This is a genomic window from uncultured Microbulbifer sp., assembly GCF_947504145.1.
In the GTDB taxonomy this organism is placed as follows: Bacteria; Pseudomonadota; Gammaproteobacteria; order Pseudomonadales; family Cellvibrionaceae; genus Microbulbifer.
This window is the reverse complement of the sequence record NZ_CANNGQ010000003.1, coordinates 388856-411062: the sequence shown is the minus strand read 5'-3', so window position 1 is coordinate 411062 and position 22207 is coordinate 388856. Positions and strand designations below refer to the sequence as shown.

16 protein-coding genes and 5 tRNA genes are annotated in these 22207 nt (G+C 57.6%); all 21 read left to right on the top strand.

Annotation, left to right across the window (positions count from 1 at the left end; translation table 11 throughout):
- Positions 1–21 precede the first annotated feature (21 nt).
- The 21 genes from alr to fusA all read left to right on the top strand — a co-directional run bounded on the left by alr (position 22) and on the right by fusA (position 22180).
- A complete protein-coding gene (alr, locus tag Q1A74_RS12500; protein WP_299596410.1) occupies positions 22–1167 on the top strand; it encodes an alanine racemase in 1146 nt (381 codons plus the stop codon).
- Positions 1168–1294: 127 nt separating this feature from the next.
- Positions 1295–2329, top strand: coding sequence for a bifunctional biotin--[acetyl-CoA-carboxylase] ligase/biotin operon repressor BirA (gene birA / locus Q1A74_RS12495; RefSeq protein WP_299596407.1), 1035 nt, complete (start codon positions 1295–1297; stop codon positions 2327–2329).
- Positions 2330–2385: 56 nt separating this feature from the next.
- Positions 2386–3168: a type III pantothenate kinase gene (locus tag Q1A74_RS12490; protein WP_299596404.1), complete on the top strand. Its 783-nt coding sequence runs from the start codon at positions 2386–2388 to the stop codon at positions 3166–3168.
- 149 nt (positions 3169–3317) lie between these two features.
- Entirely contained in the window at positions 3318–4061 is a 744-nt protein-coding gene (locus tag Q1A74_RS12485) for a hypothetical protein (protein ID WP_299596400.1), read from the top strand.
- 147 nt (positions 4062–4208) lie between these two features.
- Positions 4209–4284, top strand: a tRNA-Thr gene (locus tag Q1A74_RS12480).
- A gap of 109 nt (positions 4285–4393) precedes the next feature.
- A tRNA-Tyr gene (locus Q1A74_RS12475) sits at positions 4394–4477 on the top strand.
- Between the two features lie 80 nt (positions 4478–4557).
- Positions 4558–4631: transfer RNA gene (locus Q1A74_RS12470), tRNA-Gly, on the top strand.
- Positions 4632–4736: 105 nt separating this feature from the next.
- Positions 4737–4811, top strand: a tRNA-Thr gene (locus Q1A74_RS12465).
- A 170-nt stretch (positions 4812–4981) separates the two neighbouring features.
- Complete coding sequence (tuf, locus tag Q1A74_RS12460) at positions 4982–6205, top strand: elongation factor Tu (RefSeq protein WP_299596351.1); 1224 nt, start codon at positions 4982–4984, stop codon at positions 6203–6205.
- A gap of 124 nt (positions 6206–6329) precedes the next feature.
- Positions 6330–6405 (top strand) — tRNA-Trp (locus Q1A74_RS12455).
- Positions 6406–6522: 117 nt separating this feature from the next.
- Positions 6523–6891 (top strand): preprotein translocase subunit SecE, encoded by a 369-nt coding sequence (gene secE / locus Q1A74_RS12450; RefSeq protein WP_299596398.1) that lies wholly within the window; start codon positions 6523–6525, stop codon positions 6889–6891.
- 10 nt (positions 6892–6901) lie between these two features.
- Positions 6902–7435, top strand: coding sequence for a transcription termination/antitermination protein NusG (nusG, locus tag Q1A74_RS12445; protein ID WP_299596395.1), 534 nt, complete (start codon positions 6902–6904; stop codon positions 7433–7435).
- Positions 7436–7616: 181 nt separating this feature from the next.
- Positions 7617–8048: a 50S ribosomal protein L11 gene (rplK, locus tag Q1A74_RS12440; RefSeq protein ID WP_226701944.1), complete on the top strand. Its 432-nt coding sequence runs from the start codon at positions 7617–7619 to the stop codon at positions 8046–8048.
- Positions 8049–8747 carry a 50S ribosomal protein L1 gene (gene rplA / locus Q1A74_RS12435; RefSeq protein ID WP_299596383.1) on the top strand — a complete coding sequence of 233 codons (699 nt, stop codon included), beginning with the start codon at positions 8049–8051 and terminating at the stop codon, positions 8745–8747.
- A gap of 287 nt (positions 8748–9034) precedes the next feature.
- Entirely contained in the window at positions 9035–9529 is a 495-nt protein-coding gene (gene rplJ / locus Q1A74_RS12430; RefSeq protein WP_299596380.1) for a 50S ribosomal protein L10, read from the top strand.
- A 94-nt stretch (positions 9530–9623) separates the two neighbouring features.
- Positions 9624–9992: a 50S ribosomal protein L7/L12 gene (gene rplL / locus Q1A74_RS12425; RefSeq protein WP_299596377.1), complete on the top strand. Its 369-nt coding sequence runs from the start codon at positions 9624–9626 to the stop codon at positions 9990–9992.
- A 306-nt stretch (positions 9993–10298) separates the two neighbouring features.
- Positions 10299–14372: a DNA-directed RNA polymerase subunit beta gene (rpoB, locus tag Q1A74_RS12420; RefSeq protein WP_299596374.1), complete on the top strand. Its 4074-nt coding sequence runs from the start codon at positions 10299–10301 to the stop codon at positions 14370–14372.
- Positions 14373–14487: 115 nt separating this feature from the next.
- Positions 14488–18717 carry a DNA-directed RNA polymerase subunit beta' gene (gene rpoC, locus Q1A74_RS12415; protein ID WP_299596371.1) on the top strand — a complete coding sequence of 1410 codons (4230 nt, stop codon included), beginning with the start codon at positions 14488–14490 and terminating at the stop codon, positions 18715–18717.
- A 261-nt stretch (positions 18718–18978) separates the two neighbouring features.
- Positions 18979–19353 (top strand): 30S ribosomal protein S12, encoded by a 375-nt coding sequence (rpsL, locus tag Q1A74_RS12410; protein WP_066967222.1) that lies wholly within the window; start codon positions 18979–18981, stop codon positions 19351–19353.
- 128 nt (positions 19354–19481) lie between these two features.
- On the top strand, positions 19482–19952 hold the full coding sequence (rpsG, locus tag Q1A74_RS12405) for a 30S ribosomal protein S7 (protein ID WP_161859426.1): 471 nt from the start codon (positions 19482–19484) through the stop codon (positions 19950–19952).
- A 119-nt stretch (positions 19953–20071) separates the two neighbouring features.
- Positions 20072–22180 (top strand): elongation factor G, encoded by a 2109-nt coding sequence (gene fusA / locus Q1A74_RS12400; protein ID WP_299596354.1) that lies wholly within the window; start codon positions 20072–20074, stop codon positions 22178–22180.
- The last annotated feature ends 27 nt before the right edge of the window (positions 22181–22207 follow it).

The window sequence follows — 22207 nt, the reverse complement described above, 5'->3', positions numbered from 1 at the left end:
AGTCTGTGGAGTGACGGGACTTTGCCAGTAACAATTTCCGAATCGGAGCGCGAAGGGCTGCTCACTATTGATTTGCGCGCCCTGGTGGAAAACTACCGGTGGCTGCGCGCACACCTGCAGGGGGGTGGTGAGTGCAGCGCAGTGGTCAAGGCGGACGCTTACGGTCTCGGCGTAGCGCGAGTCGCACCGGCACTGTTTGCCGCGGGTTGCCGAACTTTCTTTGTGGCCACTCAGCCCGAAGGTGAAGCGTTGCGCAACCTGTTGCCCGCCGAGGCGATCATTTATGTGTTGACCGGTGTGCGCCCGGGATGTGAGGCGAGCTGTGCCCGGGCCGGACTGATTCCGGTGCTGGTGACCACAGCGCAGATTCAGCATTGGTGCGATCAAACCCTCGGTATGGGCGGTGACGAGTCACTCGCAGCGCCAGCGGCGTTAAAAGTGGACTCGGGAATGACGCGCCTGGGAATGGGGGCAAAGGAATTTGCCGGGCTGATTCAGCAGCCCGCGTTATTGCGCCGGGCAAACCTGCAGTTGATCCTCACGCACCTGGCCTGTGCCGACGAAGCGGGGCATGCGCAGAATAGCCGGCAGTTAACCGCCTTTAGCGAGATGGTCGACAGGTTGAGGCAGGTTTGCCCGGGAGTGCGTGCCAGCCTGGCCAACTCTGCAGGTATCTGCCTTGGCGAAGCGTTTCATTTTGATCTGGTGCGCCCGGGCTCGGCGCTCTACGGCGTCAACCCCACGCCCACCCAGCCCAACCCCATGCGCCCGGTGGTCAATTTACGACTCCCGGTGTTGCAGTTGCGCCAGGTCATTGAGGACAGCGCCGTGGGGTACGGCGCGACCCAGACGGCGGTGGCGGGCAGTTGGCTGGCGGTGGTCCGGGGTGGTTACGCCGACGGCCTGTTGCGCGCGCAAAGTGGTCGCGGCCGGGGGGTGGCTATTGCGGGTACAGACCGTATTCCCGTGCCGATGCTGGGCCGGGTATCCATGGACACCACGGTATTCGATGTGTCGGCATTGAATGGTCGGCAGCGCGAGCAGCTGGGCCTGATCGAAGTGCTCGGTCCTACCTTCACAGTCGATACTATGGGGGCGGCGGCCGGCACCATCGGGTATGAAATCCTGACGTCGCTCGGACACCGCTACTATCGGCAGTATGTCTGAGTGTTTGTTCCGATCGGCACGCTTGAGTAGCACTCTCGATTCGTTCACTCGGCTCGTTTTCCCGATCGGTTCTTCCGGCTACTTTTTAATTTCTGTTTTCATTTTCTGAACTTCTGGAGAGTGCATCTTGGCCTCCCGTACCACACCTGAAAATTCCAGGTCCGAATCCCTGGCTGGGTCACTGGCAAACCTGCGCCCTCTGTTGCAATTGCTTGCCGACGGCGAAGTGCACTCCGGCCAGTCTCTGGGGGAGGTGCTTGGAGTCAGCCGCGCCGCGGTGTGGAAGCAGCTGCAAAAGCTGGAGCCGCTGGGGCTCGAGGTAGAGTCCGTGAAAGGGCGCGGTTACCGTGTTGCCGGTGGGCTCGATCTGCTGAGTGCGGAGGCGATTCAGCAGCAGCTGGACGCCGGTACCGTCCCGCTATTGCGCGCGCTGAATATTTTTGACCAGGTGGATTCCACCAACGCGCGGGTGTTGTCGAGTCTCGAGTCCGGCGCTGGCCACGGGCAGGTGGTCCTTGCCGAGCAGCAGACGGCGGGTCGCGGTCGCCGGGGCCGCGCATGGGCGAGTCCGTTCGCTTCCGGTGTCAGCATTTCCATAGGTTGGCAGTTCAGTGGCGGGGTGCAGCTGCTGGAGGGGTTGAGCCTTGCGGTGGGGGTGGCGCTGGCGCGGGCACTGGCCAGGTTCGATGTACCGGATGTGCGACTGAAATGGCCCAACGATGTGTGGTGCCGCGGGCGCAAGCTGGCCGGCGTGCTGCTGGAGTTGAGTGGGGACCTTACCGACCGCTGTGCCGTGGTGGTGGGCATTGGGCTGAACATGCGCTTGCCCGCTGCCGCGGCAGAGTCAATCGGGCAGCCCTGGATCGATCTCGCCGAGGTGCGCCCAGGTATCTCCCGCAATGCCCTGGTGGCGGCGATGCTCGATGAACTGTTGCCGATGCTGGAAGCCTATCCCGAATCCGGATTTTCCGAATGGCGGGACGCCTGGCTGGCACTCGACCAGTTTGCCGGTGCAGAGGTGTGTCTGCGGTCTTTCCAGCAGCGTTGGTGCGGTATTGAGCGGGGCGTTGATAGCACCGGCGCTCTGCTGCTGGAAATCGATGGTGCACAGAAAGTTTTTCATGGTGGCGAAGTGTCCCTGCGCCCGGCCGACAGCGATTGAGTGGCAAGGTTAGTCGGGCAGTTGAGGGGTGGGAGTCGGCAAGTGGAGAGGGGCAGGTGAAGATTCTAGAGCTGGACCAGGGGAATACCCGAGCCAAGTGGCGACTGATCAATGTCCCGGACAGTTCGGCCGGCCATAGCGAAACGGAAGTCGCCGACCGGGGGGTGCTCGCGCCTGGCGAATGGTGGGATGCGGAATCCCTGCCCGCGGCGTGGAGCGAACACGCACCGTCGCGGGTGCGGGTGGCGAATGTGGCTGGGGTATCTGTGGCCGAGTCGATCGCGGCCCGTCTGCGGAGTGCCCTTGGCGTGAGTGTCGAATTTGCCCGCGTTACTGCCGAGTGCGGTGGTGTGCGCTGCGCCTATCAGGATGTTTCTCGTCTGGGGGTGGATCGCTGGCTCGCGGTGCTCGCGGCCTATCGTCGCGCCCCGGCCCCTGCGCTGGTCGTGGATTGCGGCAGCGCCGTTACTCTGGACCTGCTGGGCGCAGATGGTCAGCACCTCGGCGGCTACATAGTGCCGGGGCTGGGGTTGATGCGCCGCGCGCTGTATAGCGATACCGACGCGGTCAAAGTGGCGCCGCCGGTGCAGCCGGAAATCTCTCTTTCCCCCGGGCGAAACACGGCAGAGGCGGTAAATCGCGGGTTGCCCCTGATGGTGTTGGGCGCTGTGGAGCGCGCTTACGACGCGCTGGCTCATCAATGCGCTGTGGAGGGCGCTGCTCGCCCGCGGTTGCTGTTTTGCGGGGGCGACGGCAGCCTGCTCGCCCCCTGGTGTGATCGTCCCAGCGAGGTTGTCGAGGACCTGGTGATGGAGGGGTTGGCGGTGACGAATCCATGATTCGGTGAGATTTCGTCATTCGTGTGCGCCAGTAGTCGCCGGAAGGGTGGTGTAGTTGGCTAGAATGCGCTCTATCTCCCGGCCGGGCCTCTTGCAGTCGGGCTGTAAAGACTCCGTTTCAATTGTCTCCTTTCAACTAGCTGAAAATTATGCGTTGGATATTCATGTTGTTGGCGTTGGCCAATCTCGGTCTGTTTGCCTGGTTTCTGTCGAATGACAAGCCTGCAGCCGTACGGGTTACCCCTGCGGCACAGGAAGAGGGGGAGGCGGCAAGTATCTCCCTGGTCAGCGAAGTGGACCCTGCCGAGCTGGCATCGTCAGCGCCCGAGCCGAAACAGATGGAGGCACCCGAGCCGCAAGTGCCGGTTGATGGCAGCCGTTCGGTTTCTGCGGAGGCGCTGTGCACCCTGGTGGGGCCGTTTACAGAGGCCTATCAGGGAGAGGATGTTGCCCGGCGCCTGCAGGCATTGCAGGTGGAGGCCGCCCTGCGGGAAATTGAGATGCACGGGCAGATGCGCTACTGGGTTTTCTTGGCGCCGTTGAACTCCTCACAGCAGGCGTTCCGCAAGTTGCGGGAATTGCAGGCCGCTGGCATCGATAGTTATGTGATCCCCAAGGGGTCGTTAGAAAACGGCATATCCTTCGGAATTTTTTCTGAAATCGAGCGCGCAAAGGCGCTGGCCGAAGAGTTGCAGAGTCGCGGCTTTGACGCCGAATACCGCGAAGAACCGCAAACCTACCTGGAGCGCTGGGTGGTTCTCGGGGGCGCGAACGGGGGCGTGTCTGCGGACGCTGTTGCTGATGACTTCTGGAGCCAGCTTCAGTTGGACTACCCGGACATCGATCGCCGCCAGAATCTATGTAGCGAGATCCGCAGTGGTGGCGATGAGTAATCCGGCGACGAGCCGTTTTGGGGTAAAGAAAAGCGACAATCCCCTGTTGCTTGTCTCGGACACTTCCCCTAGAATCCCGCCTCCACTTAAGGGGGAGGTCAACAACCCCGGGTGGGATTGCCGTCTTTAAGGTGGTAATTCAGGGGCGCTGGCGTAGCTCAGTTGGTAGAGCAGCTGACTTGTAATCAGCCGGTCGGGGGTTCGACTCCTCTCGCCAGCTCCATTCTTTCCCGCTTCACGGGCTGCCGAAGAAATTTAGGTAAGTGTGTGAAATTGAAAGAAAAATTGTTGACATCGAAGAGGTGGCTGTAGAGAATACGCACCGCTTTCGAGCAGGGGTTCCCGAGTGGCCAAAGGGATCAGACTGTAAATCTGACGCGCAAGCTTCGGTGGTTCGAATCCACCCCCCTGCACCATTATTTAGATGCCTGTGTGCTGGCATCGAGGGTAGAAGAGGTTGTTTGATCTTCTACTTGGAGGTTTTCGCACGCGATATGCGGGCATAGTTCAATGGTAGAACCTCAGCCTTCCAAGCTGATGATGCGGGTTCGATCCCCGCTGCCCGCTCCAATTTTCGTGTGGAGCCAGTTTGGTTGGATTTGTACTTGGCTTTGAGTTGAGTGCAAGGCAGGCCGCCCCGCCTGCGTTGGCAGTTCGCTGTCAGTTTCGGAGTAAGCTCATGTAGCTCAGGGGTAGAGCACACCCTTGGTAAGGGTGAGGTCGGCGGTTCAAATCCGCCCATGAGCTCCATTATTCGTAGCCGCGGTGACCTGTGTCTCCGCGGCTATTTGTATCCGGCTTTTATGCCTTTAGGCGGGCCTGGGTGCACTGGTTCCCGAGTAGGCTCTTTGATAGATGCCCGGGAGCCGTTCTTGGGTAAAGTCGCTAGTTCGGCTCACGCTTATATTGGGAGGCCCGCAATGGGAAAAGAAAAGTTTGAACGTTCCAAGCCCCACGTAAACGTGGGCACCATCGGTCACGTTGACCACGGTAAAACCACCCTGACCGCAGCGCTGACCCGCGTATGTGCCGAAGTATGGGGCGGCGCAGCCGTTGCCTTCGACGGTATCGATAACGCACCGGAAGAGCGTGAGCGCGGTATCACCATCGCCACCTCTCACGTTGAATACGAGTCCCCGACCCGCCACTACGCGCACGTAGACTGCCCGGGTCACGCCGACTACGTTAAAAACATGATCACCGGTGCTGCTCAGATGGACGGCGCAATCCTGGTGTGTGGCGCGACTGACGGCCCTATGCCGCAGACCCGCGAGCACATCCTGCTGTCCCGTCAGGTAGGTGTGCCGTTCATCGTTGTATTCCTGAACAAGGCAGACCTGCTGGCAGAAGACTGCGGCGGCGTAGGCTCTGAAGAATACTCCGAGATGCTGGAACTGGTAGAGATGGAGCTGCGCGAGCTGCTGGATCAATACGAATTCCCGGGTGACGACACGCCGATCATCGCTGGTTCTGCCCTGATGGCCCTGAACGGTGAAGACGACAACGAGCTGGGCACCAGTGCTGTTAAGAAGCTGGTAGAGACCCTGGACGAGTACATCCCGGAGCCAGAGCGCGCTGTAGACCAGCCGTTCCTGATGCCGATCGAAGACGTATTCTCCATCTCTGGTCGCGGTACCGTAGTAACCGGTCGTGTAGAGCGTGGCATTATCAACACTGGTGACGAAATTCAGATCGTTGGTATCAAAGAAACCACTTCTACCACCTGTACTGGTGTTGAAATGTTCCGCAAGCTGCTCGACGAAGGTCGTGCTGGTGAGAACATCGGCGCCCTGCTGCGTGGCACCAAGCGTGACGAAGTTGAGCGTGGTCAGGTTCTGGCGAAGCCAGGTTCCATCACCCCGCACACCAAGTTCGAAGGTGAGGTTTACATCCTGTCCAAGGACGAAGGTGGTCGTCACACCCCGTTCTTCAAAGGCTACCGTCCTCAGTTCTACTTCCGTACTACCGACGTAACTGGTGCGGTTGAGCTGCCGGAAGGCACTGAAATGGTAATGCCGGGCGACAACATTCAGATGTCTGTGACTCTGATCTGCCCGATCGCCATGGAAGAAGGTCTGCGCTTCGCGATTCGCGAAGGTGGCCGTACCGTTGGTGCTGGCGTTGTAGCCAAAATCATCGAGTAATCGATGTTGAGTGTGGCTGCCGGCAAGAATTGGCAGTCACGCTTGCAAACGCTGGGGTGGGTGGTATGATCCGCCCCTCGTTTTTTCCGGTGCTGGCGTTTGTCGTCACGTATCCGGGTGTTCCAGGCCAGTAGTTCAATTGGTAGAGCACCGGTCTCCAAAACCGGCTGTTGTGGGTTCGAGTCCCTCCTGGCCTGCCAACTTTCAGATGCCCGCAAGGGGCCTGCAGTTGGGCTATCCTGTACTGCTGTCGCTCTTTGTGGTCGTTGGCAATAAAGACGCCTTGCAGTATTGAGGCGCGCTAAAGGCTTCCGTGTATGAATGCTAAAATAGAGGCGAAAACCTTTCGTCTTGACGGCCTCAAGTGGCTGTTGGTGGTGCTGCTTGTTGGTGCTGCTGTGGCGGGCAATTCCTACTACGCCGAAATTCCCCTGTTGTATCGCGTTCTGGCAATCGTTGCGCTTTGCCTGGCGGCTGTATTTGTAGCAGTGCAGACCGAGAAGGGTAATTCCTTCTGGAATCTATTGCGGGAGGCGCAGAACGAAGTGCGCCGGGTAGTGTGGCCCACCCGTCAGGAGGCAACTCAGACCACCCTGATTGTGGTTGTGTTCGTGTTGCTGATGGCAGTGATTCTCTGGGCGCTGGATACCGGGCTCGGTTGGGCTGCATCCAAGATTATTGGTTAAAGGTTAATCCATGGCAAAGCATTGGTATGTAGTTCAGGCTTACTCCGGCTATGAGAAGCGCGTGAAAACGACTCTCCGGGAGCGCATTGAGCTGCACGAAATGGACCATCTGTTTGGTGAGGTGCTGGTGCCCACCGAAGAAGTGGTGGAAATGCGTGCCGGACAGAAGCGCAAGAGCGAGCGCAAGTTTTTCCCCGGTTACGTGCTGGTGGAAATGGAGCTCAATGACGATACCTGGCACCTGGTGAAAGAGACGCCGCGTGTGCTGGGCTTTATCGGTGGCAAGGCAGATAAGCCGGCACCGATTACCGATCGCGAAGCGCAGGCGATCTTGAATCGCATTGATGACTCTGTCGATAAGCCCAAGCCCAAGACGCTGTTCGAGCCGGGTGAGATGGTGCGTGTTATCGACGGTCCGTTTAATGATTTCAACGGTGTGGTGGAAGAGGTCAACTACGAAAAGAGTCGCCTGCGGGTGGCCGTGTTGATCTTCGGTCGTTCCACGCCGGTAGAGCTTGAATTCGGTCAGGTAGAAAAGAACTGAGTTCGAGCTGAAAGGATTCGGCCCTCTTTCGCTGCTGGCGGAAGGGGGCTTTCGCGTCCCTGAAAACCTGATAGTGCCAGATTGGTCTCAGGTTAGGCGGGGTAAACAGGGGAGCCGAGCGTTGCATGTTCGTACAAGTGTACAGCGCAGGCGCTAATACCCAGTTAAAGAGGAAGCTGTAATGGCTAAGAAAATCGAAGCTTATATCAAGCTGCAAGTGAAGGCCGGCCAGGCCAACCCGAGTCCCCCCGTTGGCCCTGCACTGGGTCAGCACGGTGTGAACATCATGGAGTTCTGTAAGGCGTTCAACGCACAGACCCAGAACCTGGAGCCGGGCCTGCCGGTACCGGTAGTGATCTCTGTTTACAGCGATCGCTCGTTCACCTTCATCATGAAGTCCCCGCCCGCCGCAGTACTGCTGCGCAAGGCTGCCAAGATCAAGAGCGGTTCCGGCCGCCCGAACACTGAGAAAGTGGGCAAAGTGACCCGTGCTCAGATCGAAGAGATCGTGGAAATGAAAAAGGCAGACCTGACTGCGTCCGACATGGATGCAGCAGTGCGTACCATCGCTGGTTCCGCACGCAGTGCCGGTATCGAAGTGGAGGGTCTGTAAGTGGCTAAATTGACCAAGCGTCAGCGCGCGATCGCTGAGAAAGTGGAAACTGGCAAGGCCTACGGTATCGATGAAGCCGTGGCACTGCTGAAAGAGTTCTCCAATGTAAAATTCGCAGAAACCGTTGATGCCGCCATCAACCTGGGTATCGACCCGCGTAAATCCGACCAGTCAGTACGTGGTGCTACCACTCTGCCGCACGGTACCGGTAAAGACGTGCGAGTTGCTGTGTTCACCCAGGGTGCGAACGCCGACGCCGCAAAAGAAGCGGGTGCCGACCTGGTAGGTATGGACGAACTGGCCGCTGAAGTAAAAGCCGGCAAGATGGATTTCGACGTGGTTGTGGCTTCCCCGGACGCTATGCGCGTTGTGGGTCAGCTGGGCCAGATCCTCGGTCCGCGCGGCCTGATGCCGAACCCGAAAACCGGCACCGTAACTCCAGACGTTGCGACTGCGGTTAAGAATGCCAAGGCTGGTCAGGTGCGTTTCCGCGCTGACAAGGGTGGCATCATCCACGGCGGTATCGGCAAAGTAAGTTTTGACGTCAATTCTCTGAAAGAGAACCTGGAAGCGCTGGTTGCTGACCTGAAAAAGGCCAAGCCGGCTTCCGCGAAAGGCGTATACCTGAAAAAGATCACCCTGAGCACCACTATGGGCCCGGGTCTGACTCTTGATCAGGCTTCTCTGGACGTTAAGTAATTCCCTCGGGAATACACTGCGTTCAGTAAAAAGAACTTTGGGGTTCGCCACCTTGCTTAGCGGGTGGCGGGTCGTCAAAGACCGTAGGTGCGGTGGGTGTTTGAGGTTTAAATGCCCCTGCTTAATCCGCTCTCTGGCCAGGTTGGCCGTTAGGTTTTAAACCGAAGAGGGTGAGCCTACGCAGACGGTGTGCCCAAACCAGTATTTTTACTGGATTTGAGCTTTAAGCACCGAAACGGGTCGGGTATTTGATGTCCCGACCTTTTTTCAAATCCAGGAGTGACACTATGGCTATTGGACTCGTAGACAAGAAAGCGATTGTCGCGGATGTCCAGCAGGCTGCTGAAGGTGCTCTGTCTGCGGTTGTTGCGGATTCCCGTGGCGTAACCGTAAATGACATGACTGCCTTGCGCAAAGAGGCTCGCGAGAACGGCGTTTGGTTGAAAGTCGTCCGCAATACTCTGGCGCGTCGCGCTCTGGCCGGTACCGAATTCGAATGTCTCATTGAGAACTTCGTCGGTCCCAGCATCATTGCTTTTTCCAACGAACACCCGGGTGCCGGCGCGCGCATCCTGAAAGAGTTCGCCAAGGGCAATGACAAGCTGGAACTGAAAGGTGCCGCCTTTGAAGGCGTAGCGACTGACATCGCTCTGTTGGCAAGCCTGCCGACTTACGATGAAGCAATCGCGAAGCTGATGAGCTGCATGAAAGAAGCCTCTGCTGGCAAACTGGTTCGCACTATTGCGGCCGTTCGCGACCAAAAAGAGCAGGAAGCTGCGTAACGCATTCCCCATGGGGAATGGCAGTTTTCAAATAACTCTTTTTTTAATGAATTTACGAGCAGATTGCTGCTCACGAGAAATCAGGTACTAACTCATGTCTCTGACTAAAGAAGATATCATCAATGCGATCGCCGAAATGTCTGTTAAGGACGTTGTTGAGCTGATCGAAGCTATGGAAGAGAAGTTCGGCGTAACCGCAGCTGCTGCTGTTGTTGCTGGCCCGGCTGGTGGCGAAGCTGCTGCAGAAGAGAAAGACGAATTCGACGTAATTCTGGCTTCTGCTGGCGACAAGAAAGTAAACGTGATCAAAGCTGTTCGCGGCATCACCGGTCTTGGCCTGAAAGAAGCCAAAGGTCTGGTAGACGGCGCTCCGAGCCCGCTGAAAGAAGGCGTGAGCAAGGACGAAGCCGAAGAAGCGAAGAAGCTTCTGGAAGAAGCTGGCGCTACCGTAGAACTGAAGTAATTCGGTTTTACCTATAACCGCCAACCACTGATGTTCCGGGGGTTGGCGGAAAGGCTGGTGGACATGTGTCCGCCGGCCTTTTTGCCGTTTGCGGCATAGGGCTTTTCCCGCCACGGGAAGTGTCCTGAAGCCGCTAAGCGGCAAAAAAAGTCGAGAGGTTTGCGCACAGGGCGGTGCAGTTTTTAACCACCTGTTTTAAGCGTAGCGCAATGTGCAGAGACTTCTCGCCCGGATGGGCTGCGTATCGTCAGAAATCTGACCGCAGTACCGATGAAGTCTTGTCACCGATCAAGCTGGGGAATATGAATGGCTTACTCATACACTGAGAAAAAACGTATCCGCAAGGATTTTGGCAAACTGCCTAAGGTCATGGACGTGCCTTTCCTGCTTGCGATACAGCTGGACTCGTATCGCAAATTTACTCAGGCCGACACGCGCCCGGATGAGCGCCTGGATATCGGCCTGCAGGCGGCGTTCAAGTCTGTATTTCCGATTGTCAGTTATTCTGGCAACGCTGCTCTGGAGTACGTGAGCTACACCCTCGGCAAACCTGCCTTCGATGTCAAGGAATGTACCCTGCGCGGCGTCACCTACGCCTGCCCGCTGCGAGTGCGTGTCCGCCTGATTATTTACGATAAAGAATCTGCGAATAAGTCCATCAAGGACATCAAGGAGCAGGAAGTGTACATGGGCGAAATTCCGCTCATGACTGAAAACGGTACCTTTGTAATCAACGGTACCGAGCGCGTGATCGTTTCCCAGTTGCACCGCTCCCCGGGTGTATTCTTCGATCACGATAAAGGCAAGACTCACTCCTCCGGTAAGCTGTTGTACGCCGCGCGGGTGATTCCTTACCGTGGCTCCTGGCTCGACTTCGAGTTCGACCCGAAAGACCTCGTATACGTACGTATCGACCGTCGCCGTAAACTGCCGGCGACTATTCTGCTGCGCGCCCTGGGTTATGCCTCCCAGGAAATGCTGGAAATGTTTTTTGAAACCAGCAAGTTCACCCTGGAAGACGACACCGTCAGTCTTGAACTGATCCCGTCGCGCCTGCGTGGTGATGTTGCTTCGTTCGACATCAAGGACGGCAAGGGTAAAGTCATTGTCGAAGAAGGTCGTCGTATTACTCCGCGCCACATCCGCCAGCTGGAAAAAGCCGGCGTGGAAAACCTGGAAGCGCCGCTGACTTACCTTAACGGCCGCGTCCTGGCACACGACATCATCGACGATTCCACCGGTGAAGTGGCGGTTGAGTGTAATACCGAAATCACCGATGAGGTGGTTGCCAAGCTGCGCCTGCTGAACGTTAAAACCGTTGAGACCCTTTATACCAATGACCTGGACTGCGGTCCGTTCATCTCCGATACCCTGCGTGCAGACCCTTCCCGCACCCAGCTGGAAGCGCTGGTCGAGATCTACCGCATGATGCGTCCGGGGGAGCCGCCCACCAAAGAGTCTGCGGAATCTCTGTTCGAAAACCTGTTCTTCTCCGACGAGCGCTACGACCTGTCCGCGGTTGGTCGTATGAAGTTCAACCGTCGCCTGAGCCGCGAAGATGAAACCGGTCAGGGCACCCTGAGCAAAGACGACATCGTCGATGTTCTGAAAACCCTGATCGAGATTCGCAACGGTCGCGGCATGGTCGATGATATCGATCACCTGGGTAACCGTCGTGTGCGCTCCGTGGGCGAGATGGCTGAAAACCAGTTCCGTGTCGGTCTGGTGCGCGTAGAGCGCGCGGTGAAAGAGCGTCTGTCCATGGCGGAGTCTGAAGGCCTGATGCCGCAGGATCTGATCAATGCCAAGCCGGTTGCGGCGGCGGTGAAAGAGTTCTTTGGCTCTTCTCAGCTGTCCCAGTTCATGGACCAGAACAACCCGCTGTCGGAAGTAACCCACAAGCGTCGTGTATCGGCACTTGGCCCGGGCGGTCTGACCCGTGAGCGTGCGGGCTTTGAGGTGCGAGATGTGCATCCGACCCACTACGGCCGCGTATGTCCGATTGAAACGCCGGAAGGCCCGAACATCGGTCTGATCAACTCCCTGGCCACCTATGCCCGTGCCAACCACTACGGTTTCCTCGAAAGCCCGTACCGCAAGGTAGTGGATGGTCAGCTGACCGACGAAATCGAATACCTGTCCGCGATCAACGAAGCCAACTTTGTCGTCGCACAGGCGTCCGCTGCAGTGGATGAGAATGGCCGCTTTACCGATGATCTGGTGAGCGTGCGTTACCAGTACGAATTCACCCTGAAGACCCCGGACGAAATCCAGTACATGGACGTGTCCGCCCGTCAGGTAGTGTCCGTTGCTGCGGCAATGATTCCGTTCCTGGAACACGATGACGCCAACCGCGCATTGATGGGATCGAACATGCAGCGTCAGGCGGTCCCGACTCTGCGTGCTGAGAAGCCGCTGGTCGGTACCGGCATGGAGCGCACCGTAGCACGCGACTCCGGTGTATGTATCGTGGCCAAGCGCGGCGGTGTGATCGAGCGTGTCGACGCGAGCCGTGTGGTTGTGCGTGTTCGCGACGAAGAAGTGGAAGCCGGCGATGCTGGTGTGGATCTGTACGGTCTCACCAAATACACCCGCTCCAACCAGAACACCTGTATAAACCAGCGCCCGATCGTGAAGACCGGCGACGTCGTTGCCCGCGGTGACATCCTCGCTGACGGCCCGTCCGTCGACCTGGGTGAGCTGGCCCTGGGCCAGAACATGCGCATCGCGTTCATGCCCTGGAATGGTTACAACTTCGAGGACTCCATCCTCGTATCCGAGCGCGTGGTACAGGAAGATCGCTTCACCACCATCCACATTCAGGAGCTGACCTGTATTGCCCGTGATACCAAGCTGGGCAGTGAGGAAATCACCGCGGATATCCCCAACGTTGGCGAGTCTGCGCTGAACAAGCTGGACGAGTCCGGCATCGTGTATATCGGTGCAGAAGTGGGTGCAGGCGACATTCTGGTCGGTAAGGTAACTCCGAAAGGCGAAGCCCAGCTGACACCGGAAGAAAAACTGCTGCGTGCGATCTTCGGTGAGAAGGCGTCCGACGTTAAGGACACTTCCCTGCGTGCGCCGTCCGGCACTCGCGGCACCGTGATCGACGTGCAGGTGTTCACTCGCGACGGTCTGCAGAAAGACCAGCGCTCCCTGGCGATCGAGAAGTCGCAGCTGGACGAGGTGCGCAAGGACCTGAACGAAGAGTACCGCATCGTTGAAGGCGCCACCTTTGAGCGTCTGGCGGCTGCACTGGATGGCCAGAAGGTCGCCGGTGGTAAAGGCGTCAAGAAAGGCGATGTGCTGAATGCCGAAGTCCTCGCCAGCCTGCCTCGCGAAGACTGGTTCAAACTGCGCATGGCGGAAGAGAGCCTGAATGAGCAGTTGGAAAAAGCCGAAGCCCAGCTGAAAGAGCGCCGCAATCTGCTCGACGAGCAGTTTGAAGACAAGAAGAAGAAACTGGAGTCTGGCGACGACCTGGCGCCGGGCGTGCTGAAAATCGTCAAGGTTTACCTGGCGATCAAGCGTCGCATCCAGCCCGGTGACAAGATGGCCGGTCGTCACGGTAACAAAGGTGTGATCTCCGTGATCAAGCCTGTGGAAGATATGCCGTACGATGAAAACGGCGATCCAGTTGATGTGGTTCTGAACCCACTGGGTGTACCGTCGCGGATGAACGTCGGTCAGGTTCTGGAAATGCACCTGGGTATGGCGGCCAAAGGCTTGGGCGTGAAGATTGATCGCATGGTCAAGGAGAAACAGGAAGCGGCGAAAATCCGCGGGTTCCTGGAAGAGGTCTATAACTCCACCGGTGGTCGCTTTGAAGATTTGAATGAGCTCTCCGACCAGGAAGTGCTCGCAATGTCCGAAAACCTGCGCCGCGGTGTGCCCATGGCAACGCCCGTATTCGACGGTGCTGCGGAGCCTGAAATCAAGACGCTGCTGCGCCTTGCGGACATCCCGGACTCCGGTCAGATCACTCTGTACGACGGTCGCACCGGTGACTCTTTCGAGCGCCCGGTAACCGTGGGCTACATGTACATGCTGAAACTGAACCACTTGGTAGACGACAAAATGCACGCGCGTTCTACCGGTTCCTACAGCCTGGTTACCCAGCAGCCGCTGGGTGGTAAGGCGCAGTTCGGTGGCCAGCGCTTCGGTGAGATGGAGGTGTGGGCACTGGAAGCATACGGTGCCGCTTACACCCTGCAGGAAATGCTCACGGTCAAATCCGATGACGTTGAAGGTCGTACCAAGATGTATAAAAACATCGTGGATGGCGACCACCGCATGGAGCCGGGCATGCCCGAATCCTTCAACGTACTGGTCAAGGAAATCCGCTCGCTGGGTATGAACTTCGAGCTGGAAAACGAATAAGACTGGTATCAATCGGATTTAGTAGACAGAGGCCGGTGGTCAGCAAGAGACCACCGGCACTCCCGGCCCCAGAAGCAGTTGGCCGGGTTGACTACCCCCTAGTGGAGGAAAGGCCTTGAAAGATTTGTTAAACCTGGTGAAAGCCCAGGATCAGCTTGAAGAATTTGACGCGATTCGTATCGGTCTGGCGTCGCCAGAGATGATCCGTTCCTGGTCTTACGGCGAAGTGAAAAAGCCCGAGACCATCAACTACCGTACCTTCAAGCCGGAGCGTGAAGGTCTGTTCTGTGCCAAGATTTTTGGCCCGGTAAAAGACTACGAGTGCCTGTGCGGCAAGTACAAGCGCATGAAGCACCGCGGCATCATCTGTGAGAAGTGCGGTGTAGAAGTAACCAAAGCCAAGGTGCGTCGTGAGCGCATGGGCCACATCGAGCTGGCCAGCCCGGTCGCGCATATCTGGTTCCTGAAATCCCTGCCGTCCCGCATCGGTCTGCTGCTGGATATGACCCTGCGTGATATCGAGCGCGTGCTGTACTTCGAATCTTACGTGGTAACCGATCCGGGTATGACCACCCTGGAGCGCGGCCAGCTGCTGAATGACGAGCAGTACTTTGAAGCGATGGAAGAGTTCGCCGACGAGTTCGAAGCCAAGATGGGTGCGGAAGCCATTCAGGAGCTGATGAACGACATCGAGCTGCCCTCCGAGATCCAGCGCCTGCGCGAAGAGATCCCGGCGACCAATTCCGAGACCAAGATCAAGAAGCTGTCCAAGCGTCTCAAACTGCTGGAAGCTTTCTACAAATCCGGTAACAAGCCGGAGTGGATGATCATGCAGGCTCTGCCTGTACTGCCGCCGGATCTGCGTCCGCTGGTACCCCTGGACGGTGGCCGCTTCGCGACCTCGGACCTGAACGACCTGTACCGCCGGGTGATCAACCGTAACAACCGTCTGAAGCGCCTGCTTGAGCTGAACGCGCCGGACATCATTGTGCGCAACGAAAAGCGCATGCTGCAGGAGTCTGTGGACGCACTGCTGGACAACGGCCGTCGCGGCCGTGCCATCACCGGTTCCAACAAGCGCCCGCTGAAATCCCTGGCTGACATGATCAAGGGTAAGCAGGGTCGTTTCCGTCAGAACCTGCTGGGTAAGCGTGTCGACTATTCTGGACGTTCCGTGATCGTGGTTGGTCCGACCCTGCGTCTGCACCAGTGCGGTCTGCCCAAGAAAATGGCCCTCGAGCTGTTCAAGCCGTTCATTTTCGGCAAGCTGGAAGCGCGCGGCCTGGCCACCACTATCAAAGCCGCCAAGAAAATGGTTGAGCGTGAAGAGGCGGTGGTATGGGACATTCTCGACGAAGTGATCCGCGAGCACCCGGTACTGCTGAACCGTGCACCGACTCTTCACCGTCTGGGTATCCAGGCGTTCGAACCGGTACTGATTGAAGGTAAAGCGATCCAGCTCCACCCGCTGGTGTGTGCGGCGTACAACGCCGACTTCGACGGTGACCAGATGGCGGTACACGTACCGCTGACCATCGAGGCGCAGATGGAATCCCGCGCGCTGATGATGTCTACCAACAACATCCTGTCGCCGGCCAATGGTGAGCCGATCATCGTACCGTCCCAGGACGTGGTACTGGGTCTGTACTGGATGACCCGTGAACGCGTCAACGATAAAGGCGAAGGCATGTTCTTCTCCGATATCAAGGAAGTGAGTCGTGCCTTCTACGCCAAGCAGGTTGGTCTGCAGGCGAAGATCAAGGTGCGTATCGACGAAGTCTCCATTGGTGAAGACGGCGAGAAGCAGGTTACCCGGACCATCTACGACACCACGGTCGGCCGTGCGCTGCTGTGGAACATCGTGCCCGATGGCCTGCCCTTCGAGTACGTCGACCAGCCGATGAAGAAGAAGGCGATTTCCCGCGTTCTGAACGAGTGTTACCGCAAGGTGGGCCTGAAGGCCACCGTCATCTTTGCTGACCAGCTGATGTACACCGGTTTCGACTTCTCCACCAAATCTGGCTCTTCCATTGGTGTGAACGATTTCGAGATCCCGGCGGCCAAGGCCGAGCTGATTGCTTCCGCGGAAGAGGAAGTGAAAGAGATCGAAACCCAGTTCGCTTCTGGTCTGGTTACCGCGGGTGAGAAATACAACAAGGTCATCGACGTCTGGTCTCGTACCAACGACAAGGTGACCCAGGCGATGATGGCCGGTATCAAAAAAGAGCCGGTGATTGATCGCGAAGGCAAGGAGACCAAGCAGGACTCCTTCAACTCGGTTTACATGTACGCCGACTCCGGCGCTCGTGGTTCTGAAGCGCAGATTCGTCAGCTGGCCGGTATGCGTGGTCTGATGGCGCGTCCGGACGGCTCCATTATCGAGAACGCCATTACTGCGAACTTCCGTGAAGGTCTGAGCGTACTGCAGTACTTCATCTCGACCCACGGTGCTCGTAAGGGTCTGGCGGATACCGCACTGAAAACCGCGAACTCCGGTTACCTGACTCGCCGTCTGGTAGACGTGGCTCAGGACGTGGTGATCACCGAGATCGACTGTGGCACCGACGACGGCCTGACGATGGCGCCGGTGATTGAAGGCGGTGACGTGATCGAGTCCCTGGGTGACCGTATTCTCGGTCGCGTAGTGGCGCGGGACGTGATCAAGCCGGGCAGTGATGAGATTGCAGTACCTGCCGGTACCATGATCGACGAAGCCTGGGTTGAGCGTATCGAAGGTATGGGTATCGATGAGGTGATGGTGCGTTCCGCGATCTCCTGTGAGACTGCCCACGGCATCTGTGCCCAGTGTTACGGTCGTGACCTGGCCCGTGGCCACCGCGCCAACCCGGGTGAGTCCGTGGGTGTTGTGGCGGCCCAGTCCATTGGTGAGCCGGGTACCCAGCTGACCATGCGTACCTTCCACATCGGTGGTGCGGCAAGCCGTGCTTCTGCTGCAGACAGCATTCAGGTCAAGCAGCCAGGTACCGTACGTCTGCACAACCTGAAAACAGTAAGAACCGAAGGCGGCAAGCTGGTAGCGGTGTCCCGTTCCGGTGAGCTGGCCGTAGCCGACCCGGCCGGTCGCGAGCGCGAGCGCTACAAGCTGCCTTACGGCGCCGTGATCAGCGTGGACGAAGGTTCGACCATCGACGGCGGTCAGATCGTAGCCAAGTGGGATCCGCACACCCACCCGATCATCACCGAGGTTGCCGGTTGGGTAAAACTGTCCGGTATGGAGGATGGCCTGTCTATCCGCAAGCAGACCGATGAAATCACCGGCCTGTCCTCACTTGAGGTGATCGACCCGGCAGAGCGTCCGGCGGCAGGTAAAGATCTGCGCCCGGCGGTGACCCTGGTTGACGAAAATGGTGAAGAGCTGACCCTAGCGAACTCCAACGCTCCGGCGCACTACGCACTGCCGCCACGCGCGATCCTGAGCCTGAAGGACAGCGACAAGGTAAACGTGGGCGACATCGTTGCACGTATCCCGCAAGAGTCCGGCGGTACCAAGGACATCACCGGTGGTCTGCCGCGGGTTGCCGACCTGTTTGAAGCGCGTAAACCGAAAGAGCCGTCCATTCTGGCGGAAATCTCCGGTACCGTTTCCTTCGGTAAGGAAACCAAGGGCAAGGTGCGCCTGCAGATCACCCCGAAAGACGGCAAGCCGTTGGCCAATGGCAAGGATCACTACGAAGTACTGATTCCGAAGCACCGCCAGCTGACCGTGTTCGAGGGTGAGACCGTAGAGAAGGGCGAGGTTATTTCTGACGGCCCGTCCAACCCGCACGACATTCTGCGCCTGAAAGGCGTGGAAGAACTGGCGCGCTACATCACCAACGAGATCCAGGAGGTTTACCGCCTCCAGGGTGTAGGCATCAACGATAAGCACATCGAGACCATCGTGCGTCAGATGCTGCGTAAAGTTGAAATCCTCGAGATGGGCGACTCCGAGTTCATCAAGGGCGACCAGGTGGAATACCAGCGCGTGGTGGAAGAGAACGAGCGACTGCGTGCCGAAGGCAAGCAGCCGGCCCAGTTCGAGCGCCTGCTGTTGGGTATCACCAAAGCCTCTCTGGCGACCGAGTCCTTCCTGTCCGCGGCCTCCTTCCAGGAGACCACCCGCGTACTGACCGAAGCGGCTGTCACTGGCAAAGGCGACAACCTGCGCGGCCTGAAGGAAAACGTGGTGGTGGGTCGTCTGATCCCGGCCGGTACCGGCCTTGCCTACCACGCCGAGCGCAAGCGCAAACGCAGCCTGCCGCTGACCCAGGGTTATGCCGAAGGTCCTTCCGCAGAAGAGGTGGAAGCTGCACTGACCGAAGCCCTGAAATCTTCCGGGGATTGAGGTCCACAGAACGGAGTAGTCTGACTGGCAAGTTCATCATGCGATGGGTTTGCCGGTCAGTTCCGGATTGCGGTTGTCGGGCGTTGTGAGTGATTACTTCGCCTGGCGATTGACTCGCGGTGGCCGCGCTTATAGAATGCGGCCCCCGCTAATGGGGTGTGATTGCCGGTTGGTCTCAGGGCGAACCGTGTATATCGCGCACTGACGATAGGCCCCCGCTGCTGTAAAGGTGGGGGCGTTTTATTTTTGGAGTGATTTTTAATGGCAACGATCAACCAGTTGGTTCGTAAGCCGAGAAAACGCAAAGTCGAAAAAAGCGACGTTCCTGCACTGCAAGCCAGCCCGCAGCGCCGTGGAGTTTGTACTCGTGTGTATACCACTACACCGAAGAAGCCGAACTCCGCACTGCGTAAAGTTTGCCGTGTGCGCCTGACCAACGGTTACGAAGTGACTTCGTACATCGGTGGTGAAGGTCACAACCTGCAGGAGCACAGTGTGGTGCTGATTCGCGGCGGTCGTGTAAAAGACCTGCCGGGTGTGCGCTATCACACTGTACGCGGTGCACTTGACTGTGCCGGCGTAAACGATCGCAAGCAGGGCCGTTCCAAGTACGGTGCCAAGCGTCCTAAGGCTTAATTGCCCCAAGACAACATTGCGTTTCGGTTTAACGAATAACCGGAGTAAGGCTGAGCTCGCCGATTTGTAGTTACTATTTTTAGTTAGTACGGCGGCATCTCAGAGTAACCCTGAAGAGAGGCAATCCCATGCCAAGAAGACGTGTAGTCGCCAAGCGCGAAGTGCTGCCCGATCCCAAGTTCGGGAACGTGACTCTGGCCAAGTTCATGAACCATGTCATGATCTCTGGTAAGAAGTCCGTGGCAGAGAGCATCGTTTACGGTGCACTGGATCTGGTTTCAGAAAAGCTGAACAAAGATCCGATTGAGATTTTCGAAGAGTCCCTGGAAAACATCGCTCCGATGGTGGAAGTAAAATCCCGCCGTGTTGGTGGTGCTACTTACCAGGTACCGGTAGAAGTGCGTCCTTCGCGTCGCACCGCGCTGGCAATGCGCTGGCTGGTAGATTTCTCCCGTAAGCGCGGCGAGAAATCTATGGCCCAGCGCCTGGCCAACGAAATGATCGATGCTTCCCAGAACAAGGGCGGCGCGGTCAAGAAGCGTGAAGACGTGCACCGTATGGCGGAAGCCAACAAGGCGTTCTCTCACTATCGTTTCTAAGATAGTGAAGCTTCTGACTCTGATGAATACCCACATCGGAAATTAAAATCGAAAGGCAGCAAGGACCTGTTTTCCACACAGAGCCGCGCTGCCTTTTGCCGTATATCGAGGATACAACTGTGGCACGTAAAACGCCTATCGAACGCTATCGCAATATCGGCATCTGCGCCCACGTAGACGCCGGTAAAACCACTACCACCGAACGTGTACTGTTCTACACCGGTCTGTCCCACAAAATTGGTGAAGTGCACGAAGGCGCAGCCACCATGGACTGGATGGAGCAGGAGCAGGAGCGTGGTATCACCATTACTTCTGCAGCAACCACCTGTTTCTGGGCTGGCATGCAGCAGCAGTTCCCGCAGCACCGTGTAAACATCATCGACACCCCTGGGCACGTTGACTTCACCATTGAAGTAGAGCGTTCCCTGCGTGTTCTCGATGGCGCGGTTGTTGTACTGTGCGGCTCCTCCGGCGTTCAGCCGCAGACCGAGACCGTGTGGCGTCAAGCCAACAAGTACGAAGTCCCGCGTATGGTCTTCGTCAACAAGATGGACCGTGCCGGCGCTGACTTCCGCAAGGTTGTGGGCCAGCTGAAAACCCGTCTGAACGCGAATGCCGTTCCACTGCAGATGACCATTGGCTCCGAAGACGAGTTCAAAGGTGTTGTCGACCTGGTCAAGATGAAGGCCATCCTGTGGAACGAAGACGACATGGGTATGACTTTCGACTACGGGGATATCCCGGCTGACATGCAGGACGAGTGCGACGAAATGCGCGAGTTCCTGGTGGAAGCAGCAGCGGAAGCCAGCGAAGAGCTGATGGAAAAATACCTTGAAGAAGGTGAGCTGTCTGAGGAAGAAATCAAGGCCGCTATCCGTCAATTAACCCTGGCGAACGAAATCGTTCCTGTTCTGGGCGGCTCTGCGTTCAAGAACAAGGGTGTTCAGGCCATGCTGGACGCGGTTATTGAATACCTGCCGGCACCGACCGAAGTTAAGGCCATCGAAGGTACTCTGCTGGATAAAGCAGAAACTGTTGAAACTCGTGAAGCCGACGACAACGCACCTTTCTCTGCGCTGGCGTTCAAGATCGCGACCGACCCCTTCGTTGGTACTCTGACCTTCTTCCGTGTGTACTCCGGTAAGCTGGAAAGCGGCACCGCGGTATTCAACTCTGTGAAAGAGAAGAAAGAGCGTGTCGGCCGTATGGTGCAGATGCACTCTAACGAGCGTAAAGAGATCAAAGAAGTGCTGGCGGGCGATATCGCCGCTGCCATCGGCCTGAAGGATGTGACCACTGGTGACACCCTGTGTGCTGAAGATGCCAAAATCGTTCTCGAGCGTATGGAATTCCCGGAGCCGGTAATTTCTGTGGCGGTAGAGCCGAAGTCCAAGCCGGACCAGGAAAAAATGGGCATCGCACTGGGCAAGCTGGCCCAGGAAGACCCGTCTTTCCGTGTGAAAACCGACGAAGAGACTGGCCAGACGATCATTTCTGGTATGGGCGAGCTGCACCTGGACATCATCGTTGACCGTATGCGTCGCGAGTTCAATGTAGAGGCGAACATTGGTAAGCCGCAGGTTGCCTACCGTGAAACCATCCGTAACACCTCTGAGATCGAAGGCAAGTTCGTTCGTCAGTCCGGTGGTCGCGGTCAGTACGGTCACGTGTGGATCAAGTTCGAGCCGGCGGAAGATGAGTCGCAGGAAGGTCTCGAGTGGGAAAACGCCATCGTTGGTGGTGTAGTACCGAAGGAATACATCCCGGCGGTACAGAAGGGTATCGAAGAGCAGATGCAGAACGGTGTTCTGGCTGGCTACCCGCTGCTGGGCCTGAAAGCTACCCTGTACGACGGTTCCTTCCACGATGTGGACTCCAACGAAATGGCGTTCAAGATCGCTGGTTCCATGGCAACCAAAAAGCTGGCTCAGGTCGGTGGTGCGGTACTGCTCGAGCCAATGATGAAAGTGGAAGTAGTTACTCCCGAAGAGAACATGGGTGACGTTGTGGGCGACCTCAACCGTCGTCGCGGCCTGATCCAGGGCATGGAAGACAGCTCTTCTGGCAAGGTTGTGAATGCGGAAGTGCCGCTGGCCGAAATGTTCGGTTACGCCACTGACCTGCGCTCTGCTACCCAGGGCCGTGCGACCTACACCATGGAGTTCCTGAAGTACTCCGAAGCGCCGAAAAACGTCGCTGACGAAATTATCGCCAAGAACAAAGCTTAAGCTTTAGTCCCTTTACAACTATTTAGT

Coding starts and splice junctions, on each gene's coding strand:
- tuf (WP_299596351.1), top strand. CDS start 4,982: ATGGGAAAAGAAAAGTTTGAACGTTCCAAGCCCCACGTAAACGTGGGC.
- nusG (WP_299596395.1), top strand. CDS start 6,902: ATGGCAAAGCATTGGTATGTAGTTCAGGCTTACTCCGGCTATGAGAAG.
- rpsG (WP_161859426.1), top strand. CDS start 19,482: ATGCCAAGAAGACGTGTAGTCGCCAAGCGCGAAGTGCTGCCCGATCCC.
- secE (WP_299596398.1), top strand. CDS start 6,523: ATGAATGCTAAAATAGAGGCGAAAACCTTTCGTCTTGACGGCCTCAAG.
- rpoB (WP_299596374.1), top strand. CDS start 10,299: ATGGCTTACTCATACACTGAGAAAAAACGTATCCGCAAGGATTTTGGC.
- rplL (WP_299596377.1), top strand. CDS start 9,624: ATGTCTCTGACTAAAGAAGATATCATCAATGCGATCGCCGAAATGTCT.
- rplK (WP_226701944.1), top strand. CDS start 7,617: ATGGCTAAGAAAATCGAAGCTTATATCAAGCTGCAAGTGAAGGCCGGC.
- Q1A74_RS12485 (WP_299596400.1), top strand. CDS start 3,318: ATGCGTTGGATATTCATGTTGTTGGCGTTGGCCAATCTCGGTCTGTTT.
- rpsL (WP_066967222.1), top strand. CDS start 18,979: ATGGCAACGATCAACCAGTTGGTTCGTAAGCCGAGAAAACGCAAAGTC.
- rplJ (WP_299596380.1), top strand. CDS start 9,035: ATGGCTATTGGACTCGTAGACAAGAAAGCGATTGTCGCGGATGTCCAG.